Origin of the sequence: Cellulomonas shaoxiangyii (assembly GCF_004798685.1) — a bacterium.
GTDB lineage: Bacteria > Actinomycetota > Actinomycetes > Actinomycetales > Cellulomonadaceae > Cellulomonas > Cellulomonas shaoxiangyii.
Window position 1 is genome coordinate 724,806 of the sequence record NZ_CP039291.1, and the last position, 25,567, is coordinate 750,372.

Annotated in this window: 19 protein-coding genes; 18 read left to right on the forward strand and 1 reads right to left on the reverse strand. The window is 76.0% G+C overall.

Going from position 1 to position 25,567, the window contains the following annotated elements; all coding sequences use genetic code 11:
* Positions 1-3: 3 nt before the first annotated feature.
* A complete protein-coding gene (locus E5225_RS03330; RefSeq protein WP_135972651.1) occupies positions 4-1,485 on the forward strand; it encodes a gluconokinase in 1,482 nt (493 codons plus the stop codon).
* Positions 1,486-1,516: 31 nt separating this feature from the next.
* Here E5225_RS03330 and E5225_RS03335 read toward each other — a convergent pair whose 3' ends face one another.
* On the reverse strand, positions 1,517-2,362 hold the full coding sequence (locus tag E5225_RS03335) for an SMP-30/gluconolactonase/LRE family protein (protein WP_243738128.1): 846 nt from the start codon (positions 2,360-2,362) through the stop codon (positions 1,517-1,519).
* A 199-nt stretch (positions 2,363-2,561) separates the two neighbouring features.
* On the opposite strand from E5225_RS03335, the gene E5225_RS03340 reads away from it, so the two are divergent.
* The 17 genes from E5225_RS03340 to E5225_RS03420 all read left to right on the forward strand — a co-directional run bounded on the left by E5225_RS03340 (position 2,562) and on the right by E5225_RS03420 (position 25,526).
* Positions 2,562-4,475, forward strand: a complete 1,914-nt coding sequence (locus E5225_RS03340) for a TPM domain-containing protein (protein ID WP_166435915.1) — start codon at positions 2,562-2,564, stop codon at positions 4,473-4,475.
* Between the two features lie 56 nt (positions 4,476-4,531).
* On the forward strand, positions 4,532-6,178 hold the full coding sequence (locus E5225_RS03345; RefSeq protein WP_135972653.1) for an ABC-F family ATP-binding cassette domain-containing protein: 1,647 nt from the start codon (positions 4,532-4,534) through the stop codon (positions 6,176-6,178).
* Positions 6,179-6,269: 91 nt separating this feature from the next.
* Entirely contained in the window at positions 6,270-7,316 is a 1,047-nt protein-coding gene (locus E5225_RS03350; protein ID WP_135972654.1) for a LacI family DNA-binding transcriptional regulator, read from the forward strand.
* A gap of 139 nt (positions 7,317-7,455) precedes the next feature.
* Entirely contained in the window at positions 7,456-8,715 is a 1,260-nt protein-coding gene (gene speB / locus E5225_RS03355) for an agmatinase (protein WP_135972655.1), read from the forward strand.
* An 82-nt stretch (positions 8,716-8,797) separates the two neighbouring features.
* Positions 8,798-10,003, forward strand: coding sequence for an agmatinase (speB, locus tag E5225_RS03360; protein ID WP_135972656.1), 1,206 nt, complete (start codon positions 8,798-8,800; stop codon positions 10,001-10,003).
* 60 nt (positions 10,004-10,063) lie between these two features.
* A complete protein-coding gene (locus tag E5225_RS03365; protein ID WP_135972657.1) occupies positions 10,064-11,701 on the forward strand; it encodes an ABC transporter substrate-binding protein in 1,638 nt (545 codons plus the stop codon).
* Between the two features lie 125 nt (positions 11,702-11,826).
* Positions 11,827-13,128 (forward strand): MDR family MFS transporter, encoded by a 1,302-nt coding sequence (locus E5225_RS03370; RefSeq protein ID WP_135972658.1) that lies wholly within the window; start codon positions 11,827-11,829, stop codon positions 13,126-13,128.
* Between the two features lie 106 nt (positions 13,129-13,234).
* The gene (locus E5225_RS03375) at positions 13,235-15,250 is read left to right on the forward strand and encodes a dipeptide ABC transporter ATP-binding protein (protein ID WP_135972659.1); all 2,016 of its coding nucleotides are present in this window, start codon (positions 13,235-13,237) and stop codon (positions 15,248-15,250) included.
* Positions 15,250-16,182: an ABC transporter permease gene (locus E5225_RS03380; protein ID WP_135972660.1), complete on the forward strand. Its 933-nt coding sequence runs from the start codon at positions 15,250-15,252 to the stop codon at positions 16,180-16,182. Before E5225_RS03375 ends, E5225_RS03380 begins: the two co-directional genes overlap by 1 nt.
* Before the next feature lie 5 nt (positions 16,183-16,187).
* Positions 16,188-17,183: an ABC transporter permease gene (locus tag E5225_RS03385; protein ID WP_135972661.1), complete on the forward strand. Its 996-nt coding sequence runs from the start codon at positions 16,188-16,190 to the stop codon at positions 17,181-17,183.
* Between the two features lie 12 nt (positions 17,184-17,195).
* Complete coding sequence (locus E5225_RS03390) at positions 17,196-18,821, forward strand: ABC transporter substrate-binding protein (RefSeq protein ID WP_208012481.1); 1,626 nt, start codon at positions 17,196-17,198, stop codon at positions 18,819-18,821.
* The gene (locus E5225_RS03395) at positions 18,818-19,879 is read left to right on the forward strand and encodes an ABC transporter permease (RefSeq protein ID WP_135972662.1); all 1,062 of its coding nucleotides are present in this window, start codon (positions 18,818-18,820) and stop codon (positions 19,877-19,879) included. Before E5225_RS03390 ends, E5225_RS03395 begins: the two co-directional genes overlap by 4 nt.
* Complete coding sequence (locus E5225_RS03400) at positions 19,869-20,762, forward strand: ABC transporter permease (RefSeq protein ID WP_135972663.1); 894 nt, start codon at positions 19,869-19,871, stop codon at positions 20,760-20,762. Before E5225_RS03395 ends, E5225_RS03400 begins: the two co-directional genes overlap by 11 nt.
* Positions 20,755-22,338 (forward strand): ABC transporter ATP-binding protein, encoded by a 1,584-nt coding sequence (locus E5225_RS03405; protein WP_135972664.1) that lies wholly within the window; start codon positions 20,755-20,757, stop codon positions 22,336-22,338. Before E5225_RS03400 ends, E5225_RS03405 begins: the two co-directional genes overlap by 8 nt.
* Positions 22,329-22,631, forward strand: a complete 303-nt coding sequence (locus E5225_RS03410; protein WP_135972665.1) for an urease subunit gamma — start codon at positions 22,329-22,331, stop codon at positions 22,629-22,631. Before E5225_RS03405 ends, E5225_RS03410 begins: the two co-directional genes overlap by 10 nt.
* 32 nt (positions 22,632-22,663) lie before the next feature.
* Positions 22,664-24,760, forward strand: a complete 2,097-nt coding sequence (locus tag E5225_RS03415) for an urease subunit alpha (RefSeq protein ID WP_135972666.1) — start codon at positions 22,664-22,666, stop codon at positions 24,758-24,760.
* A gap of 55 nt (positions 24,761-24,815) precedes the next feature.
* Positions 24,816-25,526 carry an urease accessory protein UreF gene (locus tag E5225_RS03420; RefSeq protein ID WP_135972667.1) on the forward strand — a complete coding sequence of 237 codons (711 nt, stop codon included), beginning with the start codon at positions 24,816-24,818 and terminating at the stop codon, positions 25,524-25,526.
* Positions 25,527-25,567: the final 41 nt, after the last annotated feature.

Consider the following 25,567-nt stretch of genomic DNA (forward strand, 5'->3'; position numbering starts at 1 on the left):
GGCATGGGCCGGACCGCTGACGACGTCACCCTCGAGGCCGCCCTCGACCCGCTGGTCCTCGCGCTCGACGTGGGCTCGACCGCGACCCGCGGCGGCGTGCACGACGCGACCGGGCGGCCCGTGCGCGGGCTGCAGCACAAGGTGCCGCACGCGTTCACGGTCGCACCGGACGGCACGTCGGTCATCGACCCCGACCAGGTCACCGCCGAGATCGAGCAGGTGCTCGACGCCGTCACCGCGCACCGGTCGCTGGGCACGCGGGTCGCGGGCGTCGCGATGGACACGTTCGCCGCCTCGCTCGTCGCGGTCGACGCCGCGGGCCGGGCGCTCACCCCCTGCCTCACCTACGCCGACTCCCGGTGCGCCGACGCGGTCGCCGCGCTGCGCGAGGAGCTCGACGAGCACGCCGTGCAGCAGCGCACGGGCACCCGCGTCCACGCGAGCTACCACGCACCGCGCCTGCGCTGGCTCGCCGCCGCCGAGCCGCGCACGTTCGCCACGGTGACGGGGTGGTGGTCCCTGGGGGAGTATGTGCTGAACCGCCTCGTGGGCGTGCCGCTCGCGGGCACGTCCACGGTGGCGTGGACCGGGTTGCTCGACCGGCGCACCGGCGAGCTCGACGCCGAGCTGCTCGCGGCCGCGGGCGTCGGCGCCGACCAGCTGTCCGCGCCGCGCGACACGACGCAGCCGGTGGCGGCGGCCGCACCCGCACGCTGGCCGGCGCTGACCCGGGCCGTCTGGTTCCCCGTCGTGACGGACGGCTACGCCAGCAACGTCGGCGCCGGCGCGACGGCCCCGACGGCCGCGGCCGCGTCGACCGCGACCAGCGGCGCCCTGCGGGTCCTGCTCGACGGGCCGGCCGACCCCCTCCCGTTCGGCCTGTGGAACTACCGGGTCGACGCGGGGCGCACGCTGCTCGGCGGGGCGATCAACGACGTGGGCCGCGCGGTCAGCTGGGCGCAGGTCACGCTGCGCCTGGGCGCGGACCTCGGCCCGGTCCTGACCGCCGCGCCGACGGACGCGACGCCCCTCGTGCTGCCGTACCTGACCGGGGAGCGCGCACCCGGCTGGGTGGGGGAGGCACGGGCGGTGATCGGGGGCGTCTCGACCGCGACCGACGCGGACGCGCTGTTCCGCGGGATCGTCGAGGGGGTCGCCATGACGTACGCGCGCGTCGCCGACGAGCTCGCCCCAGCCGCACCGCAGGTCGTCGAGGTCGCCGCGTCGGGCCGCGTCAGCAACGACCAGCCGGAGTGGCTGCAGGTGCTCGCCGACGTGCTCGCGCGGCCCGTCACGCACGTCACGCGCCGCCGGGCCACCCAGCGCGGCACCGCCCTGCTGGCCCTGGACGTGCTGGCCCCCGACGTGCCGCGCGCCCCGCGGCTCACGGGCGCCACCTACGACCCGCGGCCCGCCCACGCGGACCACTACGCCGACCGGCGTGCCCGCTTCGCGCACGTGTACGACGCGCTGCTGCGCGGCTGACGGGCCGCGGCAGCCCGCCGCGACGCGACAATCAGCCGCCGAACGGCAGGACCGGGGTGCCCGGCACGTCGACGCGCACGCGGAACAGCGCGCCCGCCTCGGGCTCGGGGTCGTCGAGGTTCTCCCGCGACGTGCTGATGTACAGGTCGCGCAGGTCCGGCCCGCCGAGCGTGCACGCCGTCACGAGCCGTACGGGCACGTCGACCTCGGCGAGCACCTCGCCCCCCGGCGAGACGCACCGCACGCGGCCGTCGCCGTTCAGCGCGACCCAGACGTTGCCCGCCGAGTCGACCGTCAGTCCGTCCGGGCTCTCGTCGTCGCCGCCGGTGAAGAACGGCCGCCGGTTCGCCAGGCGCCCGCCGACGACGTCGAACACGTCGGTCCGGCCCGTCGACGTGTCGTCGTAGTAGGCGCGGGTGCCGTCGGGGGAGAAGTCGATGCCGTTGGAGATCGTGACGTCGTCGAGGACGACCTCCACCTCCAGGTCCGGCGTGATCCGGTAGAGGTTCGCGCCGCCGGGGGTGACGTCGTAGGGCATCGACCCGGCGTACAGGACGCCCGCCGGGTCGCAGCCGCCCTCGTTCATGCGCACGCCGGTGTCGGACCACAGCTCGGGCAGCGGCGTCGGCGCGGCGTCGGGCCCGTCGGCCAGCCCGAGGCCGCGCTGGAGGCCGACGACGTACCCGCCGCGCGTGCGCGGCCGCACGAACGCCGCGACGTCCCCGACGTGCAGCCGGTCCACGGACCCGTCGTCGCGCAGCGTGAGCAGGTCGCCGGCCAGCATGTCGACCCAGCGCAGCCCTCCCCACGTCGGTGACCAGCACGGACCCTCGCCGTGGTAGGCGACGGCGTCGGTGACCTGCTCTGCTCGCAGCACGGTGCTCCTTCGGGTGGGCGCGTGCACCGAGCCTGACCCGCCCGGCGGCAGGACGCACGCCGGGCGTCGGCCCCGGCGGCCGCGATGGGCCAGGATCGTACCGACGGCGCGTGCCCGACCCCGGGCGCGCCGACCGGTGGCAGGGTGGCGCTGCCGTGCGCCCGCCCCCGATCGCCCCCCTCGACCCTGGAGCAACGTCGTGCCCCTGACACGCCACCTCACCCGCGCCGCCGGCACGGCCGTGCTCGCCGCGGCCCTCTGGGCCGGTGCGGCGCCCGCGACGGCCGAGCCGCCGCAGCGGCTGGCCGGGGAGGTCAGCGACACCGCGGGGGTGCTGCGCGACGAGGCCGCCGTGCGGGCCGCGCTCGACGAGCTCGCGGACACCACGGACCTGCAGCTGTTCGTCACGTACGTCGACACGTTCGACGGCATGGACCCGGTGACGTGGGCCGACACGACCGCCGAGCGGTCGAACCTCGGCACGGACGACATCCTGCTCGCCGTCGCCGTGGAGGACCGCGTGTACCAGGTCTCCGCCGCCCCGGACCTGTCGCTCAGCGACGCCGAGCTGCGCGACGTCGAGACCGACCACATCGAGCCGCACCTGCGCGACGGCGACTGGGACGGCGCCGCGATCGCGGCGGCCGGCGCCTACGCCGACGCGACCCGGCCCAGCGGCACGCCGCGCGTCGTCGTCGCCGTCCTGGGCGTCCTCGTGCTGGTCGGTGCCACGGCGCTCGTCGTGCGGGCCGTGCGCCGGCGCCGCGCCGCACGCGCCGAGCTGTCCGCGCTGGAGGACCGGGCGTCCGTCGCGTTGGTGCGCACGGACGACGCCATCGCGACCTGGGCGCGCGAGCTCGACTACGCCGAGGCGGAGCTCGGCCGCGAGAGCCTCGGGGACCTCCCGGCGGCCCTGCCACCGGCCCGGGACCGGCTCACGGCCGCGTTCGCGGCGCGGTCCGCGGCCGACGACGCGGACGACGACGCGGCCCGGCGCACCGCCCTGACCGGGGTCGTCGCCACGTGCGAGGCCGTGGCGGCGACGATCGCGGAGAGCACCGCCGCCCTGTCCGGGCTGCGCGACCTGCACACCCACGCCCCGCAGCTCCTGGGCGACCTCGCGGCCCGCGCCCGGCACGTCACCACGGACGCCGGCGCCGCCGCCGAGCAGGTCGAGGCGCTGCGCACGCGCTGGGCCGCGTCGGCGACGGCCGCGGTCGCGGACCACCCGGCGCAGGCGGAGGCGCTCGCGGCCGAGGCGGCACAGGTCGTGGCGCGCGGTCAGGCGGCGCTCGAGCCCGACCGGACCGCGGCCGTGCAGGCCGTCGGCGCCGCGGACGAGCTGCTCGACCGCGCCGAGGCGCTCCTGGAGCAGGTCCGCACCCGCGCCGCCGACCTGGAGGACGCGCCCGCGGACGTCGCGAGCGCCACCGCGTCGGTCACGGCCGACCTCGACGACGCGCAGCGGCTGGGCGGTGACGACCCTGCCGTGGCGCAGGCCGCGGCACGGGCACGGGAGGTCCTCGCGCTCGCCGGGGCCTCGCTGACCGGTGGCGACCCGATCGCCGCGCTGGCCGACCTGGCGCAGGCCGAGGGTGCGCTCGACGCGGCCCTCGTGCCGCACCGCGAGCAGCAGGAGCGCCTGCAGCGTGCGCGCCGGCGGGTCGACGAGCAGCTGCCGCGGGTGCTGCGGGACATCGACACCACCGAGAGCCTCGTGCGCGCGCACCGCGGCACGGTCGGCGCGTGGGCGCGCCAGCAGCTGTCCGAGGCGCGCGAGCAGGCCCGCGTGGCCGGCGCGCTCAGCGACCCGGTCACGGCCGTCGCGGCGCTGGACCGGGCGCAGCAGACGGTGGCCGCCGCGCAGCGGGCGGCGCGGCAGGAGATCGAGGACGCGCGCAGCGACGCGGGGGGCGTCGGGTACGGCGGTGGCTCCGGCGGCTTCGGCTTCGGCTTCGGTGGCGGGTCCGGTGGCGGGTACCGAGCGTCGCGGAGCCGGTCGTCGTCCTCGTCGTCGCGCTCGCGGTCGGGCTCGAGCTCGCGCCGGTCGAGCGGCGGCCGGTCGCGCGGCTCGTCCGGCCGGAGCCGGCGGGGCGGCGGCGGCCGCTTCTAGCCACCCGGCCGGCGGGCGCGTCCCGGACCGCCTCGCGGCACCGGCAGGATGGAGCCATGAGCGCGACCGTCCAGGCCCGTGGGGTGTCCGCCGGCTTCGGCGACCGTCAGCTGTTCTCCGGCCTCGACCTCGTCGTCGCACCGGGGGACGTCGTCGGGCTCGTCGGGCCCAACGGCGCCGGCAAGACCACGCTGCTGCGCATCCTCGCCGGGCGCCGCGCGCCCGAGGCGGGTGCGGTCACGCTGTCGCCGCCGACCGCGCAGGTCGGGTACCTCGTGCAGGAGGTCGAGCGGCACCCCGGCGAGACCGTGCGCGGCTTCCTCGAGCGCCGCACCGGCGTCCTCGACGCGCAGACGGAGATGGAGGCGGCGTCGCACGGGCTCGCCGCCGGTGCGGCCGGAGCCGACGACCGGTTCACGGCGGCGCTCGAGCGGTGGATGGCGCTCGGTGGTGCGGACCTCGACTCGCGGCTCGCCGTCGTCGCCGACGACCTGGGCCTCGCGGTCGACCTGGACCTGCCCATGACCGCGCTGTCCGGCGGCCAGGCCGCGCGCGTCGGCCTCGCGGCGCTGCTGCTGTCCCGGTTCGACCTCTACCTGCTCGACGAGCCGACCAACGACCTCGACGCCGACGGGCTCGACCGCCTGGAGGAGTTCGTCGCGCGGGCGCAGGCGCCGGTCGTCGTCGTCAGCCACGACCGGGAGTTCCTGGCGCGGACCGTCACCACGGTCGTCGAGATCGACCGCAGCCTCCAGCGCGTCGCCACGTACGGCGGCTCCTACGACGCCTACCTGGAGGAGCGGTCGACCGCGCGGCGCCAGGCCCGCGAGGCGTTCGAGGACTACACGGCCCGCCGCGACGCCCTGCAGGCGCGGGCGCGCACGCAGCGCGCGTGGATGGAGAAGGGCGTGCGCAACGCGCGCCGCAAGGCCAGCGACAACGACAAGCACGTCAAGCACCACCGCGGCGAGACGTCGGAGAAGCAGGCCGCCAAGGCCCGGCAGAGCGACCGGATGCTCGAGCGGCTCGACGTCGTGGAGGAGCCGCGCAAGGAGTGGCAGCTGCGCATGAGCATCGCGACGGCGCCACGTTCCGGAGCGGTCGTCGCGACCGCGCGCGCGGCGGTGGTGCGGCGCGGCGGGTTCGTCCTGGGGCCGGTCGACCTGCAGCTCGACTGGCAGGACCGCGTCGCCGTCACCGGGCCGAACGGCGCGGGGAAGTCGACCCTGCTGCAGCTGCTGCTCGGCCGGGTCGCGCCCGACGAGGGCAGCGCGTCGCTCGGGCCCGGCGTGCTGGTGGGCGAGGTCGACCAGGCGCGTGCCGCGTTCGAGGGCGACGCCCCCGTCGGGGACGCCTTCGCGCGGCAGGTGCCGGAGTGGACGACCGCCGACGTGCGCACCCTGCTGGCGAAGTTCGGGCTCGCGGGGCACCAGGTGGGCCGGCCCGCGTCGTCGCTGTCGCCCGGCGAGCGGACGCGCGCGGCGCTCGCGCTGCTGCAGGCCCGCGGCGTGAACCTGCTCGTCCTCGACGAGCCGACCAACCACCTCGACCTGCCCGCGATCGAGCAGCTCGAGCAGGCGCTGGAGTCGTTCGACGGGACCGTGCTGCTGGTGACGCACGACCGCCGGATGCTCGACACCGTCCGCCTCACGCGGCGGTGGCACGTGGCGGACGGACGCGTCACCGAGGTCGCGCCCGACTGAGCCGGCGACGGTAGCGCCCGGCGTGCGGGCCCCGGGCGGCCGGGTCGCGGGACGCCGCCCGGCCCCGCGACGGCGTGGGTAGGGTCGGCCCATGACTTCCAGGCGGCGCGGCGCCGCGCCCGTCACGCTCAAGGACGTCGCCGCCGACGCGGGCGTCTCGGTCGCGACGGCCTCGCAGGCGCTGGCCGGCCGCGGCCGGATGACGGACGTGACACGCCAGCGGGTGCGCCTCAGCGCCGAGCGCCTGGGGTACCGGGCGAACGCGTTGGCGCGCGGCCTGCGCACGGGACGCACGCAGGCGCTGGGCGTGCACCACCAGAGCGCCGCGGCGAGCCTGGCCACGGCGTACTTCCGCGACTTCCTGGCCGGTGCGATCGAGGCGGCGCACCGGCACGACCACGACCTGGTGGTGCTCTCGTCGGACACCACCCGCCCGCGCACGTCCGCGCCCCGGGTCGACGGCGTGGTCGTCGTGGACCCCATCGCCGACGACCTGCGCGCGCGTGAGCTGATGGAGATGCCGGTCCCCGTGGTGGCGGGCGAGCACGTGCCGGCGCACATGCCGCCGTGCGCGGTGGTGGCCGCGGACCACGCGACGGCGGTGCGGACCGTGCTCGACGCCGCCGCGGCGGCGGGCGCGCGCCGGCCGCTGCTGGCGGCGCCGGACGAGAACAGCGGCTGGGGCAACCTGCTGCGCGAGGTGGTCGTCGCCTGGTGCGCGGAGCGGGGGACCACGCCCGTGCTGGTGTCCACGCAGTTCGCCACCCGCTCGGTCGACACCGAGCGGGCGCGGCTGACCCCGGTGCTGGTGGCACACCCGGAGGTGGACCTGGTGGTGGGGGCGTCGCCGTTCGCGGCGCTGGGCGCCCTGCAGGTGCTGCGCGCGCTGGGGCGCACCCCCGGCGGCGACGTCCTGGTGGCCGCGTGCGCGGACGGGCAGGGCCTGCGGGAGGAGGACCCGCCGGTGACGGCCGTGGAGCTGCCGGCCCACGCGCTGGGCGCGGCGTGCGTGGAGCGGCTCGTGTCGATGCTCGACACCGAGGGTGGCGCCGACGCGGCCCTCGGCACGGTGCAGACGGTGCCCGCCCCGGTGCACCTGCGGGCCTCCACGTCGGGCGCCGTCGGCGTGCTGCGCTGACGAGAAATCGTTTCACCAGCGTTACGTCCGGCGCGGGTTCGCGTGTCCGCGTATCGCTCTGTGGGCGCGGGCGTTAAACCTGCGTTACCGACTCGGACAAGCATGGTAAATCGATTAAGCACGGCCCTACGTTCCTGCCATGAGCACCGAGCACGCCGACACCCCCGGCCCGGACGCCGGGCACGCCGGCCACGACCACGAGGGCCAGCCGCACACGCACGGTCACGACCTGTGGCCGGAAGGGTTCTGGGAGCAGCCCCGCCGCCTGGGTGAGGGCCTCGAGGGGCACGGCGCCGTCGACGACCACAACGTCGGCCGCACGCCCGGCCTCTTCCACGTCAACCGCCGCCACGGCGGCAGCCACTCGGGCATCCGCACGTTCGCGAAGCTGCCCATGGCGCTCACGCCCGAGGACCTCGTCGCCGCGCAGGTCGACGTCGCCGTGCTCGGCGTGCCGTGGGACTCCACCGCCGGGGGCCGCTCCGGCACCAACCACGGGCCGACCGCGCTGCGCACCATCCCGCACTTCGGCAGCTACGGGTTCCCCAGCCAGCACCTCGACGTGCGGGTCAACCCCTTCGACGTCCTGACGATGTGCGACTACGGGGACTCCCCGATCCACGTCGGCAACACCGCGGCGACGTTCGAGTCGGTCCGCAAGTTCGTCGGCACGGTCGTCGGCGCCGGCGCGATCCCGATCATCATGGGCGGCGACCACGCCATCACGTGGCCCGCCGCGACCGCCGTCGCCGACCACTACGGCCACGGCAAGGTCGGCATCGTCCACTTCGACGCGCACGCCGACGTCGGCACCGACATGCACGGCGCGCTGGCCTCGCACGGCACGCCCATGCGCAAGCTCATCGACTCCGGCGCCGTGCCGGGCCGCAACTTCGTCCAGGTCGGGCTGCGGGGCTACTGGCCCGACCAGGAGACGCTCGACTGGATGGACGAGCACGAGATGCGGACCCACTTCATGGCCGAGATCGACCGGGACGGGTTCGACGCCGTGCTGGACCGCGCGGTCGACGAGGCGCTCGACCAGGCGGACCACCTGTACATCTCGCTCGACATCGACGTGTGCGACCCGGCGTTCGCGCCCGGCACCGGCACCCCCGTGTCCGGCGGCATCACGTCCATCGACATCCTGCGGGCCGTCCGCCGCCTGTCCGCCGAGGTCGGGATCGTGGCGATGGACGTCGTCGAGGTGGCACCGCCCTACGACAACGACGGCGAGATCACGGTGCTGCTCGCCAACCGGGCGATCGGCGAGGCGATGACCGGCACGGCGATGCGCCGCCTCGGCCTGACGGGCGCCGACTACCTGGACCCGCACGCGCTGAACCTCGACGCCGACGGCGCCCGCCGCACCCAGGTGTTCCGCGACCGGCAGGCCTGACCCCGCCCGCCGGACGCGCCCCCACCGCAGCCGCGCCCCCCGCACCCGCGCCCCGCACGACCGACACGAACGCGAGGACCCCATGTCGCACGACCACGACCACGGCCACGACCACCACCACGACCTGGCCCCCGAGGGCTTCTGGCAGCAGCCGCGCCGGCTCGGCGAGGGCCTCGAGGGCCACGGGGCCACGGACGACTTCAACGAGGGCCGCGCACCGGGCCTGCTGTTCCCGAACCGCAAGAACGAGGGCGGCTTCTCGGGGATCCAGACGTTCGCCAAGCTCCCCGTCGCGCTGACGCCCGACGACCTGCGCGCCGCGAAGGTCGACGTGGCCGTCCTCGGGGTCCCGTGGGACTCGACCGCGACGGGCCGCAGCGGCACCAACCACGGCCCCCTCGCGATCCGGGCGTGCGACTACAAGGGCGGCTACGGCCGGCCGCACTTCTCGCTCGACACGCACGTCGACGCGTTCGAGGAGCTCGTGATGGCGGACTACGGCGACGCGCCGATCTCCGTCGGCAACACCGCGCGCACCTTCGAGCAGGTCCGCAAGTTCATCGGCACGGTCGTCGACGCGGGCGCGATCCCGATCGTCCTCGGGGGCGACCACTCCATCACGTGGCCGTCGGCGACGGCCGTGGCGGACCACTACGGCTACGGCAAGGTCGGCATCGTCCACTTCGACGCGCACGCCGACACGGGCTCCGACATGCCGGGCTCGCTCGCGTCGCACGGCACGCCGATGCGCCACCTCATCAACTCCGGGGCGGTGCCGGGCAAGAACTTCGTCCAGGTCGGCCTGCGGGGCTACTGGCCCGAGCAGGAGACGCTCGACTGGATGGACGACCAGAAGATGCGCACGCACTTCATGGCCGAGATCATCCGCGACGGCTTCGACAAGGTCCTCGAGCGGGCGGTCGACGAGGCGCTCGACCAGGCCGACCACCTGTACATCTCCCTCGACATCGACGTGTGCGACCCGGCGTACGCGCCCGGGACCGGCACGCCCGAGCCGGGCGGCATCACCTCCAACGACATCCTGCGCGCGGTGCGCCGGCTGGCCGCCGAGGTCGGGATCGTCGCGATGGACGTCGTCGAGGTCTCCCCGCCCTACGACGACCGCGGCGAGATCACGGCGCTGCTGGCCAACCGCGCGGTCCGGGAGGCGATGACCGGCATCGCGATGCACCGCCAGGGCATCACGGAGCCCGACTTCCTGCACCCCTACGCGATCGGTCTCGACGCGGACGGCAACCGCCGCAACCAGGTCTTCCGCCGCGCCTGAAGCTCCGAGCCGCCCCCCACGGCCCGGCACCCTGCGTTCCCCATCGAGAGAGGGCTTCTGATGAACCCACGTACGACGCGTGTCCCGGCCGCGGCGCGGCTCCCGCTGGCACTGCTGACCGTCGGCACCCTGGTGCTCACCGGCTGCTCGGGCGGTGCCTCCACCGGCGGCGGCGGCGGGGGCGAGGGCGGCGCGGCACCGACCGACGGCGTCCTGCGCCTCGGCGTGCTGAACGACATCGGCCAGCCGCCGGACCCGGACGTGTACTACTCCGGCAACGGCCTCGCGATCACCACGAACACCTACGAGGGGCTCGTGCGGTACGAGGCCGGCAACCACGACGAGGCGGCGATCGTGCCCGCGCTCGCCGAGTCGTGGGAGGTGAACGACGACTTCACGCAGTACACGTTCGTGCTGCGCCAGGGTGTGACGTTCCACGACGGCACCGCCTTCGACGCGAGCGCCGTGGGGGCGTCCTTCGACCGCCGCAAGGCCGTCGACGCCGGGCCGGCGTACATGGTCCAGGGCGTCGCCGACGTCGAGGAGGTCGACGCCCACACGGTGCGGGTCACCCTCACGGAGCCGAACTCGGCGTTCCTCGACTACCTGGCCTCCCCGTACGGCCCCCGCATGATCAGCCCGACCGTGCTCACCGAGCAGGCGGGCGACGACTCGGCGCAGACCTACCTGTCGACCGCCTCGGCCGGCACGGGGCCGTACGAGCTCACGAAGGCCGTCGTCGGCGAGGGCTACGAGCTGACGTACTTCGAGGACTACTGGGGCGACCTCGACCCGCAGTTCACGACCGTCGAGCTGCCCGTCTACACCGAGATCTCCGCGATGCAGCTCGAGCTCGAGAAGGGCGACCTGCACGCACTGCTCTCGGCCGTCCCGACCGCGTCCCGGCAGAAGTACCTCGACTCCGAGGAGCTGGAGGCGTACGCGCTGCCGTCGTTCCAGGTCGGCGTCCTGTACATGAACCCGAACCGTCCGCTGCTGGCGGACGCCGAGGCGCGCCGGACGCTGTTCGAGGGCATCGACTGGACGACCCTGGTGGACCAGGTGACGGGCGTGGGCTCGGTCCCCGCCGAGGGCTACTACCCGAAGGGTGCGCTGCCGGCCGACGTCGACTCGCGCGAGCTCGTGCACGACCCCGCGGCCCTCGAGGCCTGGGTGTCCGGCCTGCCTGAGGGCTCGGAGATCCAGATCGGGCACAGCGCGGGCGGCTCGGACGCCGAGCAGATGGCGAACATCATCGCCGCCCAGCTGCAGGCCCTCGGCATGAAGGCCACGGTCACGAGCCACCAGTCGTCCGAGGTCTTCGGCGACTTCCCGGAGCACCCCGAGGACGCCCCCGACGTGCTCGTCTCGCCCGGGACGTGGCCGGACTCCAACAACGCGTACATGCACGGGCACGTGTTCTGGGACCCGGACGGTGGCCTGAACCACCTGCAGTGCTCGGACGAGACCACGACGACGCTGCTGAGCGAGGCGCTCACCACGGGGTCCGACGCCACGTACCTCGCGGCGGGCGAGGCCGCGTACGCGGCCGGGTGCGCCCCGACGTTCTCCTGGACCACCGACTTCATGGTGGCCCAGGGCTGGCTCGCCGGCGTCGAGGAGGCCCACTCGATCGCGGCGCCCGCGACGCTGGACTTCGCGCACCTCCGCGTCGACGAGACCGCCACCTCCGAGTGAGCGGGCCGCCTCACCGCGCGGCCCCCCGCCGCGCGGTGAGGCACCGGCCACCCGCTCCCACCCTCCGCCCCCGCACGCCCGGACCCGGGCGCCTCGGGCGACCCCTGCGAACGAAGGAACCGGCGATGACCTCGGCCGAGACGCCCGTGCACACGCGGCTGCGTGACCTGCCCGCCACCTTCTGGTGGCTGTGGACGGCGCAGCTGGTCGTGTGGATCGGCCGCTTCGTGGTCCCGTACATGACGATCTTCCTGACCTCCTCGATCGGCATGTCCGCCGCGGGCGCCGGCCTGGTCGTCGCCGCCTACGGCGTCGGGGTCGTGGTGTCGTCCCTGCTCGGCGGGGTCCTCGCCGACCGGATCGGGCGGCGCAAGGTGCTGATCGGCAGCGAGCTGCTCAGCGTCGTCGTCCTCATCGCGATCCCGATGGTCGACGGCGCCGTGCTCATCGCCCTGCTGCTGACGGTGTACGGCCTGTTCAACGGGGCGGCCGGGCCGGTGATCCACACGATGGTCGGCGACCTGGTGGAGCCCCGGCACCGCCGCGCGGCGTTTAACTACAACTACTGGGCCGTCAACCTCGGGTACGCCATCGGCCCGCTGGCGGCCGGGTTCATGGCCGAGCACTCGTTCTCGCTGCTGTTCTGGTGCCAGGCCGCGCTCGTGCTGGTGTCGTCGTGCCTGGTCGCCGCGAAGGTCCCGGAGACGCGGGTGCCCGCGCCCGCCGCCGGGCCGCAGGCAGGCGGCACCGGGGCGGGGGCCGGCGCCGGCACGGGCCTGGTGTCCGTGCTCAAGGACCGCGTCTTCATGACCTTCGCCGCCGTGATGTTCGTGTACTCGGTGGTCTACGTGCAGTCCACGACGACCCTGCCGCTCGTGATGACCGAGCAGGGCCACCCCTCCAGCCACTTCGGCATGCTGCTGACGCTCAACGGCGTCCTGCTGTGCCTGCTGCAGCTGCCGACCGCCCGGCTGTTCCACCGGTGGTCGCGCGACCTCGTCATCGTCGTCGCGATCGGCATCACCGCGGTCGGCGTCGGGCTGCAGGCGGCGGCGTCCTCGCTCGCGATGTACATGGTCACCGTCGCGATCTGGACCCTGGGGGAGATGGGGTCGCACCCGCAGGCCACGTCGATCACGGCGGACCTCGCGGACTCCGCGCGCCGGGGCCGCTACCAGGGCGTGTACGGCGTCACGCACTCCCTCGCGATGGCGGTCGGCCCGGTCGCCGGCGGCCTCGTGCTCGACACCTACGGCGGGCGTGCCCTCTGGCTGGGTGCGGCGGCGCTCGCCGTCGTGGTCGCCGTGCTGCTGGCCGTCACGGCGCGGTCGCGGCAGCGACGCGTGACGGCGGTGGTCGCCGCGGACACGGCCGCACGGGCGGCCGCGGAGCAGTCGCAGTCGCCCGCCGAGCTGGCCCGCACGTGACGACATCCCCCGGACATCTCCCGGAGACCCGTCCGAGACACCGCCGGGTGACCCTCGTCCGAGGTCGCCGCCCCCGCCCGCACCCGCACCGAAGGAGCCGGTCACCATGGATGTAGCCGCACCTCCCCTCGCCGAGGCGCCGACCCCCGCCGGCGCGCCTCGCGCCGCCGGCCCGGTCGCCCGGCTGCGCGGGCTCGACGTGAGCCTCGAGCGCAACGGGGTCCGCTCGCAGATCCTGCACGGCATCGACCTCGAGATCGGCCGGGGCGAGATCGTCGGCATCGTCGGCGAGTCCGGCTCCGGCAAGAGCGTCATGAGCATGGCGATGCTGGGGCTGCTGCCCGAGTCGTCGCGGCCGCGGATCGACGGGGAGCTGGAGGTCGCCGGACTGGACCTGCGCACGGCGTCGCCGCAGCAGGTGCGCGAGGCGCGCCGCACCCGGCTGGGCGTCGTGTTCCAGGACCCGATGACGTCGCTGAACCCGACGATGGTCGTCGGCGCGCAGGTCGCCGAGAAGGCGGGGTCGCCCGCGGAGGCGATCCGCCTCATGCGCGCCGTCGGCATCCCGCAGCCCGAGCGGCGCTACCGGTCCTACCCGCACGAGCTGTCCGGCGGCCTGCGCCAGCGCGTCATGATCGCCATGGCGGTCGCCGGCGACCCCGAGCTGCTCGTGGCCGACGAGCCGACCACGGCGCTCGACGTCACGGTGCAGGCACAGGTGCTCACGCTGCTGGCCGGCATGCGCGACCAGCTGGGCTGCTCGCTCGTGCTCATCACCCACGACCTGGGCGTCGCCGCGCAGGTGGCCGACCGCATCGCCGTCATGTACAAGGGCCGCATCGTCGAGACCGGCACGACGCGTCAGGTCCTCGAGTCGCCGCGGCACCCGTACACGCTCGGGCTGCTCGGCTCGCGGCTCTCCCTCGACTCGGACCGCACCCGCCCGCTGTGGGCGCTGCCGAGCGAGGCGCCCGGCGTCTCGAGCACCGGCTGCCCGTTCGCGTCCCGGTGCCGCTTCGTGGTCGACGCGTGCCGCACGACCGTGCCGCCGCTCACCGTCGCCCCGGACCCGGCCGACCCGCTGGGCACCCACCGGGCCGCGTGCCTGCGGTCCGCCGAGCTCGGCGCCGAGGGGGCGGACCGGGTCCGGCTCGACCCGCTGCCGCCGCTGCCACCGCCCGACCGCGGCGCGCCGGTCGTCCAGGCGGCCGACCTCGAGTGCGCCTTCGCCGTCCGCGACGAGCGCGGGCGCCGGGCACGGCTGGCCGCGCTGCGCGGCGTCACGTTCGACCTGCAGCCGGGGGAGTCCGTCGCGATCGTGGGCGAGTCCGGCTCGGGGAAGTCGACCCTGCTGCGCATCGCCGGGCGGCTCGAGCGGCGGTTCACCGGCTCGCTGCGCACGCCGCGCGGCACCGACGTGCAGATGGTCTTCCAGGACGCCGGCTCGTCCCTGACGCCGTGGCTGACCGTCCGCGAGGTGCTGCACGAGCGCCTGCCGGCCCGCACGCCGCGCGCCGCCAAGGAGGAGCAGGCCCTCGCGATCCTCGACCGGGTGGGCCTGCCCGCCGCCGTGCTCGACGCCCTGCCGGGCGAGCTGTCGGGCGGGCAGCGCCAGCGGGTCGCCCTGGCCCGCGCGACGATCGTGCCGCCGAAGGTGCTGCTGTGCGACGAGCCCACCAGCGCGCTCGACGTCTCGGTCGCCGCGAACGTGCTCAACCTCGTCAACCAGCTGCGCCGCGACCTGGGCATCGCGGTCATGTTCGTCACCCACGACCTGGCCGTGGCGCGGATCGTCGGCGACCGCATCGCCGTCATGTACCTGGGCCGGATCGTGGAGGTGGGCCGGGCGGAGGACGTGATCTCGACGCCGCGGCACCCGTACACCCGCAACCTCGTCGCGGCGGTGCCGCAGCCCGGCCGGACGGTCGAGCCGCTGGCCGGGGAGCCCGCGAGCGCGCTCGACCCGCCCACCGGGTGCTCCTTCCACCCCCGGTGCCCGGTCGCGCTGCCCGAGTGCGCGACCACCGTGGTGGGCATCCAGCTCGCCGCCGTGGGCGACCGTCCCACGTCCGACGTCACGCTGCGCCACGAGGTGGCGTGCGTGCGCAGGGGGGAGATCTGATGGCCGACGTCCTCGTCCCCGTCGACGGGCAGCCGGTGCGCACGACGCCCACCGGGGCGCCCGTCGCGACCGGCCCCGCGCCGCGCCGGTGGGGCACCGGCCGCCGCCGCAGCGCCGGCACGAACACGCGGGTGCGCCGCGTCACCGACTGGACCCTCATCGGGCTCCTGCTCCTCGTCACCGTGGTGGCGGTGCTCGCACCGGCCCTCGCGCCGCACGACCCCGTGCAGCCCGTCGGCGTCCCGAAGCTGCCGCCGTTCAGCGACGGCCACGTGCTCGGCACCGACCAGATCGGGCGCGACACGCTCTCGCGCGTGCTCGTCGGCCTGCGCACGTCGTGGCTGCTGGCGCTCGTGGTGACCGGCGTGGGCCTGCTGGTCGGGACCCTGGTCGGGCTCGTCGCGGGCATGTTCGGCGGCTGGGTCGACGCGCTGCTCATGCGCACGACCGAGGTCTTCCTCGCGCTGCCGTCCATGCTCGTGGCGGTGGCCGTGGCCGCCGCGCTCGGGCCGGGGCTGCTCAACACGTTCCTCGCCGTGACGGTCGTGTGGTGGCCGTACTACGCGCGGATCGTCCGCGGCGAGGTCCGCGGCATCATGGCGCGGCCGCACGTCGAGGCGGCGCGGATGGCCGGCGTCGGCCCGCTGCGCGTCATGCGCCGCCACGTCCTGCCCGGGGTCGTGCCGACCGCGGTCATCACGGCCAGCCTCGACGTCGGCAACGTCGTCATGGTGCTCGCGTCCCTGTCGTTCCTCGGCCTGGGGCAGCCCGCGCCGGCACCCGAGCTCGGCTCGGACACCTCGCGCGGCCTCGTCGAGATCCTCGACGCCTGGTGGATCCCGCTCGTCCCCGGCCTCGTCGTGATGCTGCTCAGCCTCCTGTCCAACCTCGCCGGTGACGCAGTGCGCAACCGGCTCGCCCACCGGAGGTGACCGCGATGCCCCACCTGCGCTTCCTCGCCGTCCGCCTGGCCTCGCTGCTCGGCCTGCTGCTGGTCCTCTCGCTCGTCCTGTTCCTCCTGCAGGAGGTGTCCGGCGCCGACCCCGTCGCCGCCACGATCGGCGGGAACGCCTCGCCCGAGGCGGTGGCGGCCGCGCGCGAGCGGCTCGGCCTCGACGACCCGGCCCCCGAGCGGTACCTCGCGTTCGTCGGCGGCCTCGCCACCGGTGACCTGGGGACGTCGTTCCGCACCCGCCGCCCCGTGATGGACGACATCGCCGCGTACCTGCCCGCCACGCTCGAGCTGGTGCTCGTCGCGTTCGCGCTCGCGCTCGTGCTCGGGACGCTCTTCGCGGTGTCGAGCATGCTGCGCTGGCCGCTGTCCGGGCCGTTCCGCGGCCTGCTGTTCGTCGGGTCCACGGCGCCGACGTTCATGCTCGGCATCGTCGGCCTGATCGTGTTCTACAAGCTGCTGGACTGGTTGCCCGCGTCCGGCCGCGGGGGGGTCACGGACGGGCCGACCGGCATGACCGTGCTCGACAGCCTGCTGACGGGGGACGTGGCCGCGGCCGGTGACGCGGTGGCGCACGTCGCGCTGCCCGCGCTGGCCCTGGCGGTCGGGCCGGCGCTGGCGATCGGGCGCGTGCTGCGCTCGAGCCTGACCGAGACGCTGCGGTCCGACTACGTGCGCACCGCGACGGCCAAGGGACTCGGGGAGTTCCAGGTGCTGCGCCGGCACGTGCTGCGCAACTCGCTCAACGCGGCGCTGTCGATGAGCGCCCTGCAGCTCGGCTTCATGTTCGGGGGCGTCCTGCTGATCGAGGGCGTCTTCACGTGGGGCGGGCTGGGCTCGTACCTGTCGGCGAGCCTGCCGGTCGCCGACTTCCCCGCCATCGCCGGCGTGACGTTCGTGCTCGGCGGGCTGTACGTGGTGGTCAACGCCGTCGCGGATGTCCTGCAGTCTGTGGCCGACCCGCGCATCAGCGTCTCCTGAGGAGCTCCACCCGTGCACCTGCGTCACCCCCGCGCCGCCGCCCACCTGCGCCTCGTCGGCTCCCTCGGTCTCGTCGCGCTCGTCGGGTCGGGCTGCGCGGCGGCCGGGTCGGGCACCGGCCCGGCCGCGGCCGGCGACCCGGCGACGCTGCGCCTGGCCGAGACCGGCGAGTACGCCTCGCTGCACCCGCTCGAGTACCCGCTCGGCATCACCGCCAAGCTGTACGACGGGCTGGTCGCGGTCGGCGCGGACGGCGTGCTCGAGCCCGGGCTGGCCACCGCGATGCCCGTCCCGGACGCGACGCTCACGTCGTGGACGGTCACCCTGCGCACTGGCGTGACGTTCAGCGACGGCTCGGCGTTCGACGCCGGCGACGTCGTCGCCGCGTACGACGCCGTGCGCGACCCGGCGGTGGGGTCCTGGATGGCCGCGGACTACGCGATGGTCGAGGACGTCACGGCGATCGACGCGGCGACCGTCCGGTTCGACCTCGCGTACGCCTACGCGGGCCTGCCGGCGCGCCTCACGCTGGGCATCCCGGCGTCCGAGGCCCTCGGGGGCGACGTCGTCGGCTCGCCGCTGGCGACCGAGCCGGTCGGGACGGGACCGTACGTGCTGGCCGAGTGGCGGCGCGGGGAGTCGATGACCCTGCGGGCACGCGGGGGCTGGTGGGGCGGGACGCCGCAGGTCACGACGATCCACCTCGCGTTCGTGCCCGACGAGAACGCGCGCGCCCAGCGGGTGCGCGCCGGGGAGGTCGACGGCGCGCAGCTCTCGCCGCGCACGGCCACCCAGCTCGCCGGCGAGGACGGGATCGAGCTGGTCACCAACCCGTCGGGCGACTTCCGCGCGATCTCGCTGCCCGTGACCCTGCCGTTCTTCGCCGACCCGGCGGTGCGCGTCGCGCTCAACCTCGGCACCGACCGCGAGGCCATGATCGACGGCATCCTCGCCGGCCACGGCGTCGCCGTCGCCACGCCGTTCACACCGGCGCAGGGGGACGCGTACGAGCCCGCGGCCACGTTCGCGCACGACCCTTCGGCCGCCGCCGCGCTGCTCGACGACGCGGGCTGGACCGTCGGGCCGGACGGCACCCGCACCAAGGACGGCGTGCCGTTCGCGTTCACGCTCATGTACTTCGCGGAGGACACGCTGCGGCGCGACGTCGCCCAGGCCTTCGCCTCCGACATGGCCGCCCTCGGGGTGGACGTCGCGCTCGAGGGCGTGGACCGGCCGTACGCGGTGACGGCGATGGACGAGAAGGCGTTCGTGCTGGGCGGGGGGGACATGCCGTACGACCCCGACGCCCAGGCGTACCGCCAGCTGCACTCCGACTTCGCCGTGTTCGCCGAGGACGACGCCTACTCCAACCCGTCCGGGTACGCCGACCCGGAGGTGGACGCCCTCCTGGCGGCGGCGCGCACGGAGGCCGACCCGGCCGCGCGGTCCGCGCTCTACCGCCGCCTGCAGGAGCGGCTCGTGGCGAACCCGCCCATGGTGACGGTGTTCGCGCTCGAGCACACCTACGTCGCGCGCGGGCTGGACGCCTGGGACGGCATCGAGCACGTGCTCGAGCCGCACGAGCACGGCGTCGCGTGGGGGCCGTGGTTCGACGTGCAGCGGTGGACCCGGCGATGACCGCCGACCTCGCCGTGGCCGATCCGCCCGCCGCGCCGGCGCCGGACGCACCGCCCGCCCGCCGGGCCGGTGCCGCCCCCGGACGTGCCGGCGCGGTGCTGCGGCTCGTGCGCCGCCGCCTGCTGTGGGCCGTGCCGCTCGTCGTCGTCGTCAGCCTCGCCGTCTTCGCGCTCGCCGCCGCCTCGCCGACGGACGCCGCCGCGGCGTTCCTCGGCGCCCGCGACGAGTTCACCGGCGGCGCGGCCCGCGCCGGCGTGGAGGAGCTCGTCGCCGGGACGCACTGGCTCGACGCCTGGTGGCGCTGGGCGTCGGGCGCTCTCACCGGCGACCTGGGGGTGTCCACGTCGTCGCGCGCGCCCGTCGCGGACGTCGTGGCCGCGCGGCTGCCGTGGACGCTCCTGCTCATGGTGCTCGGCCTCGGCGTCGGCGCCGTCGCGGCCGTCCCGCTGGCCCTGCTCGCCGCGCGCCGCCCCCGGGGTGTCGTCGCGCGCGTGCTGACCTCGGGGCTGTGGGCCCTGTCCGCCGTGCCCGCGTTCGTCGTGGCGATGGGCCTCGTGGCGGTCCTCGCGCTCGGTCTCGGCTGGCTGCCCACGGGCGGTCTCACCGACGCCGGCGCGGCGGTCACGCCCGGCCAGGTCGGCCGGCACCTCGTCCTGCCGGTGCTGTCCGTCGCGCTGTCCCAGCTGCCCTGGATCACCCTGCACCTGTCGCGCGCGATGAGCGTCCAGCTGCGCAGCCCGGCCACGGACGCGGCCCGGCTGCGCGGCGTGCCCGAGGGGCGCGTCCTGACGCGGCACGTGCTGCCGCCCGCCGCCGTTCCCACCCTCGCCGTCGCCGGGGCGCGGCTGCCCGAGGTCGTGGCCGGGTCCGTGCTGGTCGAGGAGATCTTCTCCTGGCCCGGCCTGGGCCAGTCCCTCGTGGCCGCCGCGCTCGCGCAGGACTTCGCGCTGCTCGCCGCGAGCACCGTGCTGCTCACGGCCGTCGCGGTGCTCGGCGGGCTGCTCGCCGACCTGTGCCTCGTGCGGATCGACCCGAGGACGGACCCCGATGCGCTCTGACCGCGTGCTGCACGACCGCCGGCCGGAGGCGGGCCCGCTCGGCGACGGCCCGCCCGACGCCCCGCGGCGCGCACCGAGGACGCGCCGGCTGCCCGCGGCCCGTGCGGTCGCGGTCGCCGGGCTCGTCCTGCTGGTCGCGTACGCCGTGCTCGTCCCGCTGCTGCTGCCGGTCGACCTGGACCTCGTGGACTACGGGACCGGTGCGACGGCCCCCTCCGCGGCCCACCCGTTCGGCACGGACCTGGCGGGGCGCGACCTGTTCGTGCGCTCCGCGCACGGGCTGCGCGTCTCGCTCGTCGCGGCCCTGGCCGGCGCGCTCGGGGCCGTCGTCGTCGGGTCGGTCGTGGGCGCGGCCTGCGCCCTGCTCGGCGGGCGCGCGGACCGGTGGGGGATGCGCCTGGTCGACGGCGTGAACGCCGTGCCGCACCTGCTGCTGGGCATCGTCGTGGCCGCCGCGCTGCGCGGGTCCCTCGTCACGATCGTGCTCGTCGTGGCGGCCACGCACTGGACCCAGACGGCGCGCCTCGTGCGCGCCGAGCTGCTCGCCCTCGGCGCGCAGGACTTCTACCGCGCCGCGGTCGCGCTCGGCTTCACGCGCCGCCAGCTCCTGCGCCACCACGCCGGGCCCCGCCTGGCCACGCAGCTCGCGGTCGCGTTCGGCCTGCTCGTGCCGCACGCCGTGTGGCACGAGTCGACGCTCACGTTCCTCGGTCTCGGGCTGCCCCCGCACCAGCCGTCGCTCGGCGCGCTGCTCGACCTGGGCCAGCAGGCGCTGCTGTCCCAGGCGTGGTGGACGCTCGCCGCGCCGGCCGGACTGCTCGTCGCCGTCACCGTCTGCCTGGCCGGCTGCCTGTCCGGCCGCGAGGGGGAGCACCATGCCTGAACCGCGTCCCGCGCACGCGTCGGCCTCCGTCGCCGTGCGCGGGCTCACCGTCGCCCACCAGGGCACCGTGGTGCTCGACGGGCTGGACCTCGACCTGGTGCCCGGCCGCGTGCACGTCCTGCTCGGCGCGTCGGGGGCCGGCAAGTCGACGGTGGTCGCGGCCCTCACCGGGACGCTCGCCGCCGGCGCACGCACCACGGGCACCGCGACCCTCGTGGCGAGCGGCCGGACCACCGCGCTCGTGCCGCCCGCGCGGGAGGTGCGCCGGCTGCGCGGCCGCGTCGTCGGCACCGCGCCCCAGGGCGCGGGCGCTGCGTTCACGCCGACCGCGACCCTCGCGGACCAGCTCCGCGAGGTGCAGCGGGCCGGGGGACGCGGCCCGCGGCTCGGCGCGGCGCACCCCCACCGGGCGGCCGGCGACGCCGAGCAGCTCGCGGAGCTCGCGCACGCCGCCGGGGTCGACCCGGCGTGGCTCACCCGGTACCCGCACCAGCTGTCCGGCGGCCAGCTCGCGCGCCTCAACCTGGTCGCCGCGATGGTCAACCACCCGCCCGTCCTGCTGGCCGACGAGCCGACGTCCGGCCTCGACGCGCAGGCCACGCGGACGGTCGGCGTGCTGCTCGCGTCCTACGCGCGGGCGGGGCACACCGTCCTCGTCATCACGCACGACGTCGCGCTGGCCCGCCAGGTCGCGGACACCGTCACGCGCGTGGCCGCGGGCCGGGTCGTCGCGCAGGGGAGCCCCGACGAGGTGCTGCGCGACCTCGCGCCGCCGGTGCGCTCGCGGGAGCCCGTGCCCGCGCACGCCCCGACGCTCGCGGCGCACGGCGTCGTCGTCGTGCGCGGCGGGCGCGCGGTCCTGGCGCCGACCGACGTCGCCGTGCGCGCGGGGGAGGTGGTCGGCCTGACCGGGCCGTCCGGCGTCGGCAAGTCGAGCCTCGCCGCGGTGCTGGCCCAGCTCGAGGCACCCGCGGCGGGGCACGTCACGCTCGCCGGGCGGCGCGTGCCGGGTGCCGGCCTCGACCTGCCGCCCGCGCAGCGGCGCCGCGTCGCGTGGGTCTCGCAGCACCCGCGCACCGCCGTGGACGCCCGCATGACCCTGCGCCGCGCCATCGAGCTGCCCGCGCGGCTCGCCGGCCGCGACGTCGACGCGGCCGCGGCGGCCGCCGCCGTCGGGCTGGACGCGGCCCTGCTCGGGCGCCGTCCGCACGAGGTGTCCGGCGGGGAGCTGCAGCGCGCGTGCGTCGCCCGGGCGCTGGCCCTCCAGCCGGAGTTCCTCGTGCTGGACGAGGTGACGTCCATGCTCGACGACCGCACCGCCGCGGACGTCCTCGACACGGTCCACCGGGTCGCGGCCGCCGGCACCGGCGTGCTCCTGGTCAGCCACGACGTGGCGGCGCTGCGCACGGTCTGCGACCGTGTGCTGTCCTTGCGTCCGGCCGACGGCGGCGCGGTGCTGGAGACCTGGGCGGCGACCGCCACCACGGCCGGCACCGGGCCCGCCCGACCGCCGGCCGCCCTGCCGTCCCCCACCCCGAGCCCCGTCCGGAAAGGCACCGAGACCGCATGCACCTGACCCCCGCCGACCAGGAGAAGCTGCTGCTCGCCGTGGCGGGCATGGTCGCCCGCGACCGCCTCGCGCGCGGCGTGCGGCTCAACCACCCCGAGACCGTGGCGCTGCTGACCACGTGGGTCATCGAGCGCGCACGCGACGGCGCGTCCGTCGCCGAGCTGATGGAGTCGGGCCGCCACGTGCTCACGCGGGACGACGTGATGCCCGAGGTCGCGGACATGCTCACCGACGTCCAGGTGGAGGCGACCTTCGACGACGGGCGCAAGCTCGTCACCCTCCACCAGCCGATCGCCTGACCCGGCGCCCGCCGGCCGTCCCGAGGAGAACCATGGCCCACCACGCCACCAGCGGCCCGGGTGCCGTCCGAGTCGCCGACGGCACGGTCGCGCTGAACGCCGACCGCGCCCCGCACGAGCGCATCGAGCTCGTGGTGCTCAACACCGGCGACCGGCCCGTGCAGATCGGCTCCCACCTGCACCTGCCGGACGCCAACCCGGCCCTGCGCTTCGACCGCGCGGCCGCCCACGGGTTCCGGCTCGACGTGCCCGCCGGCACGTCCCAGCGCTTCGAGCCGGGGGCCTCCCGCACGGTCACCGCCGTCACCCTGCGCGGGGCGCGCCGCGTGCCCGGCATCCGCCGCGGCAAGGAGGACGGCGGCGAGCTCGGGCCCGTCGTCGTCCCGGACGCCGCTCCCGACGCGTCGCCCGCCGCTCCGGTGCCGGCGCTCGTCGTGCCGCGCGCGCGGTACGCGGCCCTCTACGGCCCCACGGTGGGCGACCAGGTGCGCCTCGGGGACACGGACCTGTGGATCGAGGTCGAGGAGGACCGCACCGTCGGCGGCGACGAGGCCGTGTTCGGCGGTGGCAAGTCCATCCGCGAGTCGATGCTGCAGGGGTCGACGACGCGGGCCGAGGGCGCCCCCGACACCGTCATCACCAACGTCGTCGTGCTCGACTGGTGGGGCGTGGTCCGCGCGGACGTCGGCATCCGCGACGGCCGGATCGTGGCCCTCGGCAAGGCCGGCAACCCCGACGTGGCCGACGGCGTGCACCCCGCGCTGCGCATCGGCCCGTCCACCGACGTCATCAGCGGCGAGGGGCGGATCCTCACGGCCGGCGGCTTCGACGCCCACGTGCACCTGATCTCCCCGTCGCAGGTGCACGAGGCGCTGGCCACGGGCATCACCACGATCGCGGGCGGGGGCACCGGCCCGTCCGAGGGCACCAAGGCCACCACCGTCACGCCCGGCGCGTGGCACCTGCGCGCGATCCACCGCAGCCTCGACCACCTGCCCGTCAACGTGCTGCTGCTCGGCAAGGGCAACACCGTCAGCGCCGCGGGGCTCGCGGAGCAGGCGCTCGCGGGCGCCGCGGGGTACAAGGTGCACGAGGACTGGGGCTCGACGCCGGCCGCGCTCGACGCCGCGCTGCGGGCCGCGCAGGAGTGGGGCCTGCAGGTCGCGCTGCACTCCGACTCGCTCAACGAGGCGGGCTTCCTCGAGTCCACGGTCGGTGCGATCGGGGGACGCTCGATCCACGCCTTCCACACCGAGGGCGCGGGCGGCGGGCACGCCCCCGACATCATGCGGCTGGCGGGCGAGCCCTACGTCCTGCCCGGCTCGACCAACCCCACGCTGCCGCACACCCGCAACACCGTCGCCGAGCACCTCGACATGCTCATGGTGTGCCACCACCTGAACCCGCGGGTGCCGGAGGACCTGGCGTTCGCGGAGTCGCGCATCCGCGCCACGACGATCGCGGCCGAGGACGTGCTGCACGACATGGGCGCGATCTCCATGACGTCGTCCGACGCCCAGGCGATGGGCCGCATCGGCGAGGTCGTCACGCGGACCTGGCAGGTCGCGCACGTGATGAAGCACCGCCGCGGCGCGCTGTCGGGCGCCCTGCCGGCCGACAACGAGCGCGCCCGCCGGTACGTCGCGAAGTACACGATCAACCCGGCGATCGCGCACGGGGTCGACGCCGAGATCGGGTCGGTGGAGGTCGGCAAGCTCGCCGACCTCGTGCTGTGGGACCCGCGGTTCTTCGGGGTGCGGCCGGACGTCGTCGTCAAGGGCGGCGCCCTCGTGTGGGGCGCGCTCGGCGACCCCAACGCGTCCATCCCCTCGCCGCAGCCGGTGCTCCTGCGGCCCGCGCTCGCCGACGCGGCGGGCGCGGACCACTCCGTCTCCTTCGTCGCGCCGGCGGCCCTCGCCGACGGGCTGGCCGAGCGGCTGGGCCTGCGGCGGCGGCTCGCGGCGGTCGCCGACACCCGCGAGGTGACCAAGGAGCACATGCGGAACAACGACGTGTGCCCGCGCATCGACATCGACCCCGAGACCTTCGGGATCGAGGTGGACGGCGAGCGCGTGGAGCCGGCACCCGTCGACGAGGTCCCGCTCGCCCGCCTCTACTCGATGTTCTGATGGTGGCGTCCTGATGGTGGCGTCCTGATGGTGGCGTCCTGATGGCGGCGTCCTGATGGCGGCGCCCACCACCGGTGCGGCGGCCGGCGTCGCACCGTCCGCCCTGCTGCTCACGCTGCTCGCGGACGCCCGCCTGCCGTCCGGCGGGCACACGCAGTCCGGCGGCCTCGAGCCGGCCGTGCGCGCCGGCATGCGGCCCGCGGACGTCGCGGCGTACGCGCGCGCCCGGCTGCGCACGGTGACCGCCGTGGAGGCCGGGACGGCCGTCGTCGCGCGTGCCGCCGCCGCCGCGGGGGAGGACCTGGGACCGGTCGAGGCCGCGTGGGCCGCGCGGACGCCGTCACCGGCGCTGCGTGCGAACGCGCGCCGGCTCGGCCGCGGCCAGCTGCGCGTCGCCCGGGCGCTGTGGCCGGCCGCCCCCGGCGACGGCCCGGACCCGTGCGACGACCCGCGCGCCCGGACCTGGTCGCGGCCCGTGGTGCTCGGCGTCCTGGCGCACCGCGCCGGGGTGGACGCCCGCGACCTCGGTCGCCTCGTCGGCTACGACGACCTGCAGACTGTGGTCGCGGCGCTGCTCAAGCTCGAGCCCGGGGACCCGCTGGAGATGTCCGGCACGGTCCTCGCCCTCCTCCCGGAGGTCGAGGAGCTGGCCGCACGCGTGGCGCCGCTGCGCCGCCCCGGGGAGATCCCGGCCGGCGGGGCGCCGCTCATGGAACGGTGGGCGCAGGCCCACGCCGTCACGACCGAGAGGCTGTTCAGTGCCTGAGCACACCGCACCCGTCGCGCCCACGACCACGCCCGTCCCGC

Excerpts from the sequence above, each read along its gene's own strand:
- E5225_RS03330 (WP_135972651.1), top strand. The coding sequence starts at position 4 with ATGGGCCGGACCGCTGACGACGTCACCCTCGAGGCCGCCCTCGACCCG.
- E5225_RS03345 (WP_135972653.1), top strand. The coding sequence starts at position 4,532 with ATGAGCGCGACCGTCCAGGCCCGTGGGGTGTCCGCCGGCTTCGGCGAC.
- E5225_RS03350 (WP_135972654.1), top strand. The coding sequence starts at position 6,270 with ATGACTTCCAGGCGGCGCGGCGCCGCGCCCGTCACGCTCAAGGACGTC.
- speB (WP_135972655.1), top strand. The coding sequence starts at position 7,456 with ATGAGCACCGAGCACGCCGACACCCCCGGCCCGGACGCCGGGCACGCC.
- speB (WP_135972656.1), top strand. The coding sequence starts at position 8,798 with ATGTCGCACGACCACGACCACGGCCACGACCACCACCACGACCTGGCC.
- E5225_RS03365 (WP_135972657.1), top strand. The coding sequence starts at position 10,064 with ATGAACCCACGTACGACGCGTGTCCCGGCCGCGGCGCGGCTCCCGCTG.
- E5225_RS03370 (WP_135972658.1), top strand. The coding sequence starts at position 11,827 with ATGACCTCGGCCGAGACGCCCGTGCACACGCGGCTGCGTGACCTGCCC.
- E5225_RS03375 (WP_135972659.1), top strand. The coding sequence starts at position 13,235 with ATGGATGTAGCCGCACCTCCCCTCGCCGAGGCGCCGACCCCCGCCGGC.
- E5225_RS03380 (WP_135972660.1), top strand. The coding sequence starts at position 15,250 with ATGGCCGACGTCCTCGTCCCCGTCGACGGGCAGCCGGTGCGCACGACG.
- E5225_RS03385 (WP_135972661.1), top strand. The coding sequence starts at position 16,188 with ATGCCCCACCTGCGCTTCCTCGCCGTCCGCCTGGCCTCGCTGCTCGGC.
- E5225_RS03395 (WP_135972662.1), top strand. The coding sequence starts at position 18,818 with ATGACCGCCGACCTCGCCGTGGCCGATCCGCCCGCCGCGCCGGCGCCG.
- E5225_RS03400 (WP_135972663.1), top strand. The coding sequence starts at position 19,869 with ATGCGCTCTGACCGCGTGCTGCACGACCGCCGGCCGGAGGCGGGCCCG.
- E5225_RS03405 (WP_135972664.1), top strand. The coding sequence starts at position 20,755 with ATGCCTGAACCGCGTCCCGCGCACGCGTCGGCCTCCGTCGCCGTGCGC.
- E5225_RS03410 (WP_135972665.1), top strand. The coding sequence starts at position 22,329 with ATGCACCTGACCCCCGCCGACCAGGAGAAGCTGCTGCTCGCCGTGGCG.
- E5225_RS03415 (WP_135972666.1), top strand. The coding sequence starts at position 22,664 with ATGGCCCACCACGCCACCAGCGGCCCGGGTGCCGTCCGAGTCGCCGAC.
- E5225_RS03420 (WP_135972667.1), top strand. The coding sequence starts at position 24,816 with ATGGCGGCGCCCACCACCGGTGCGGCGGCCGGCGTCGCACCGTCCGCC.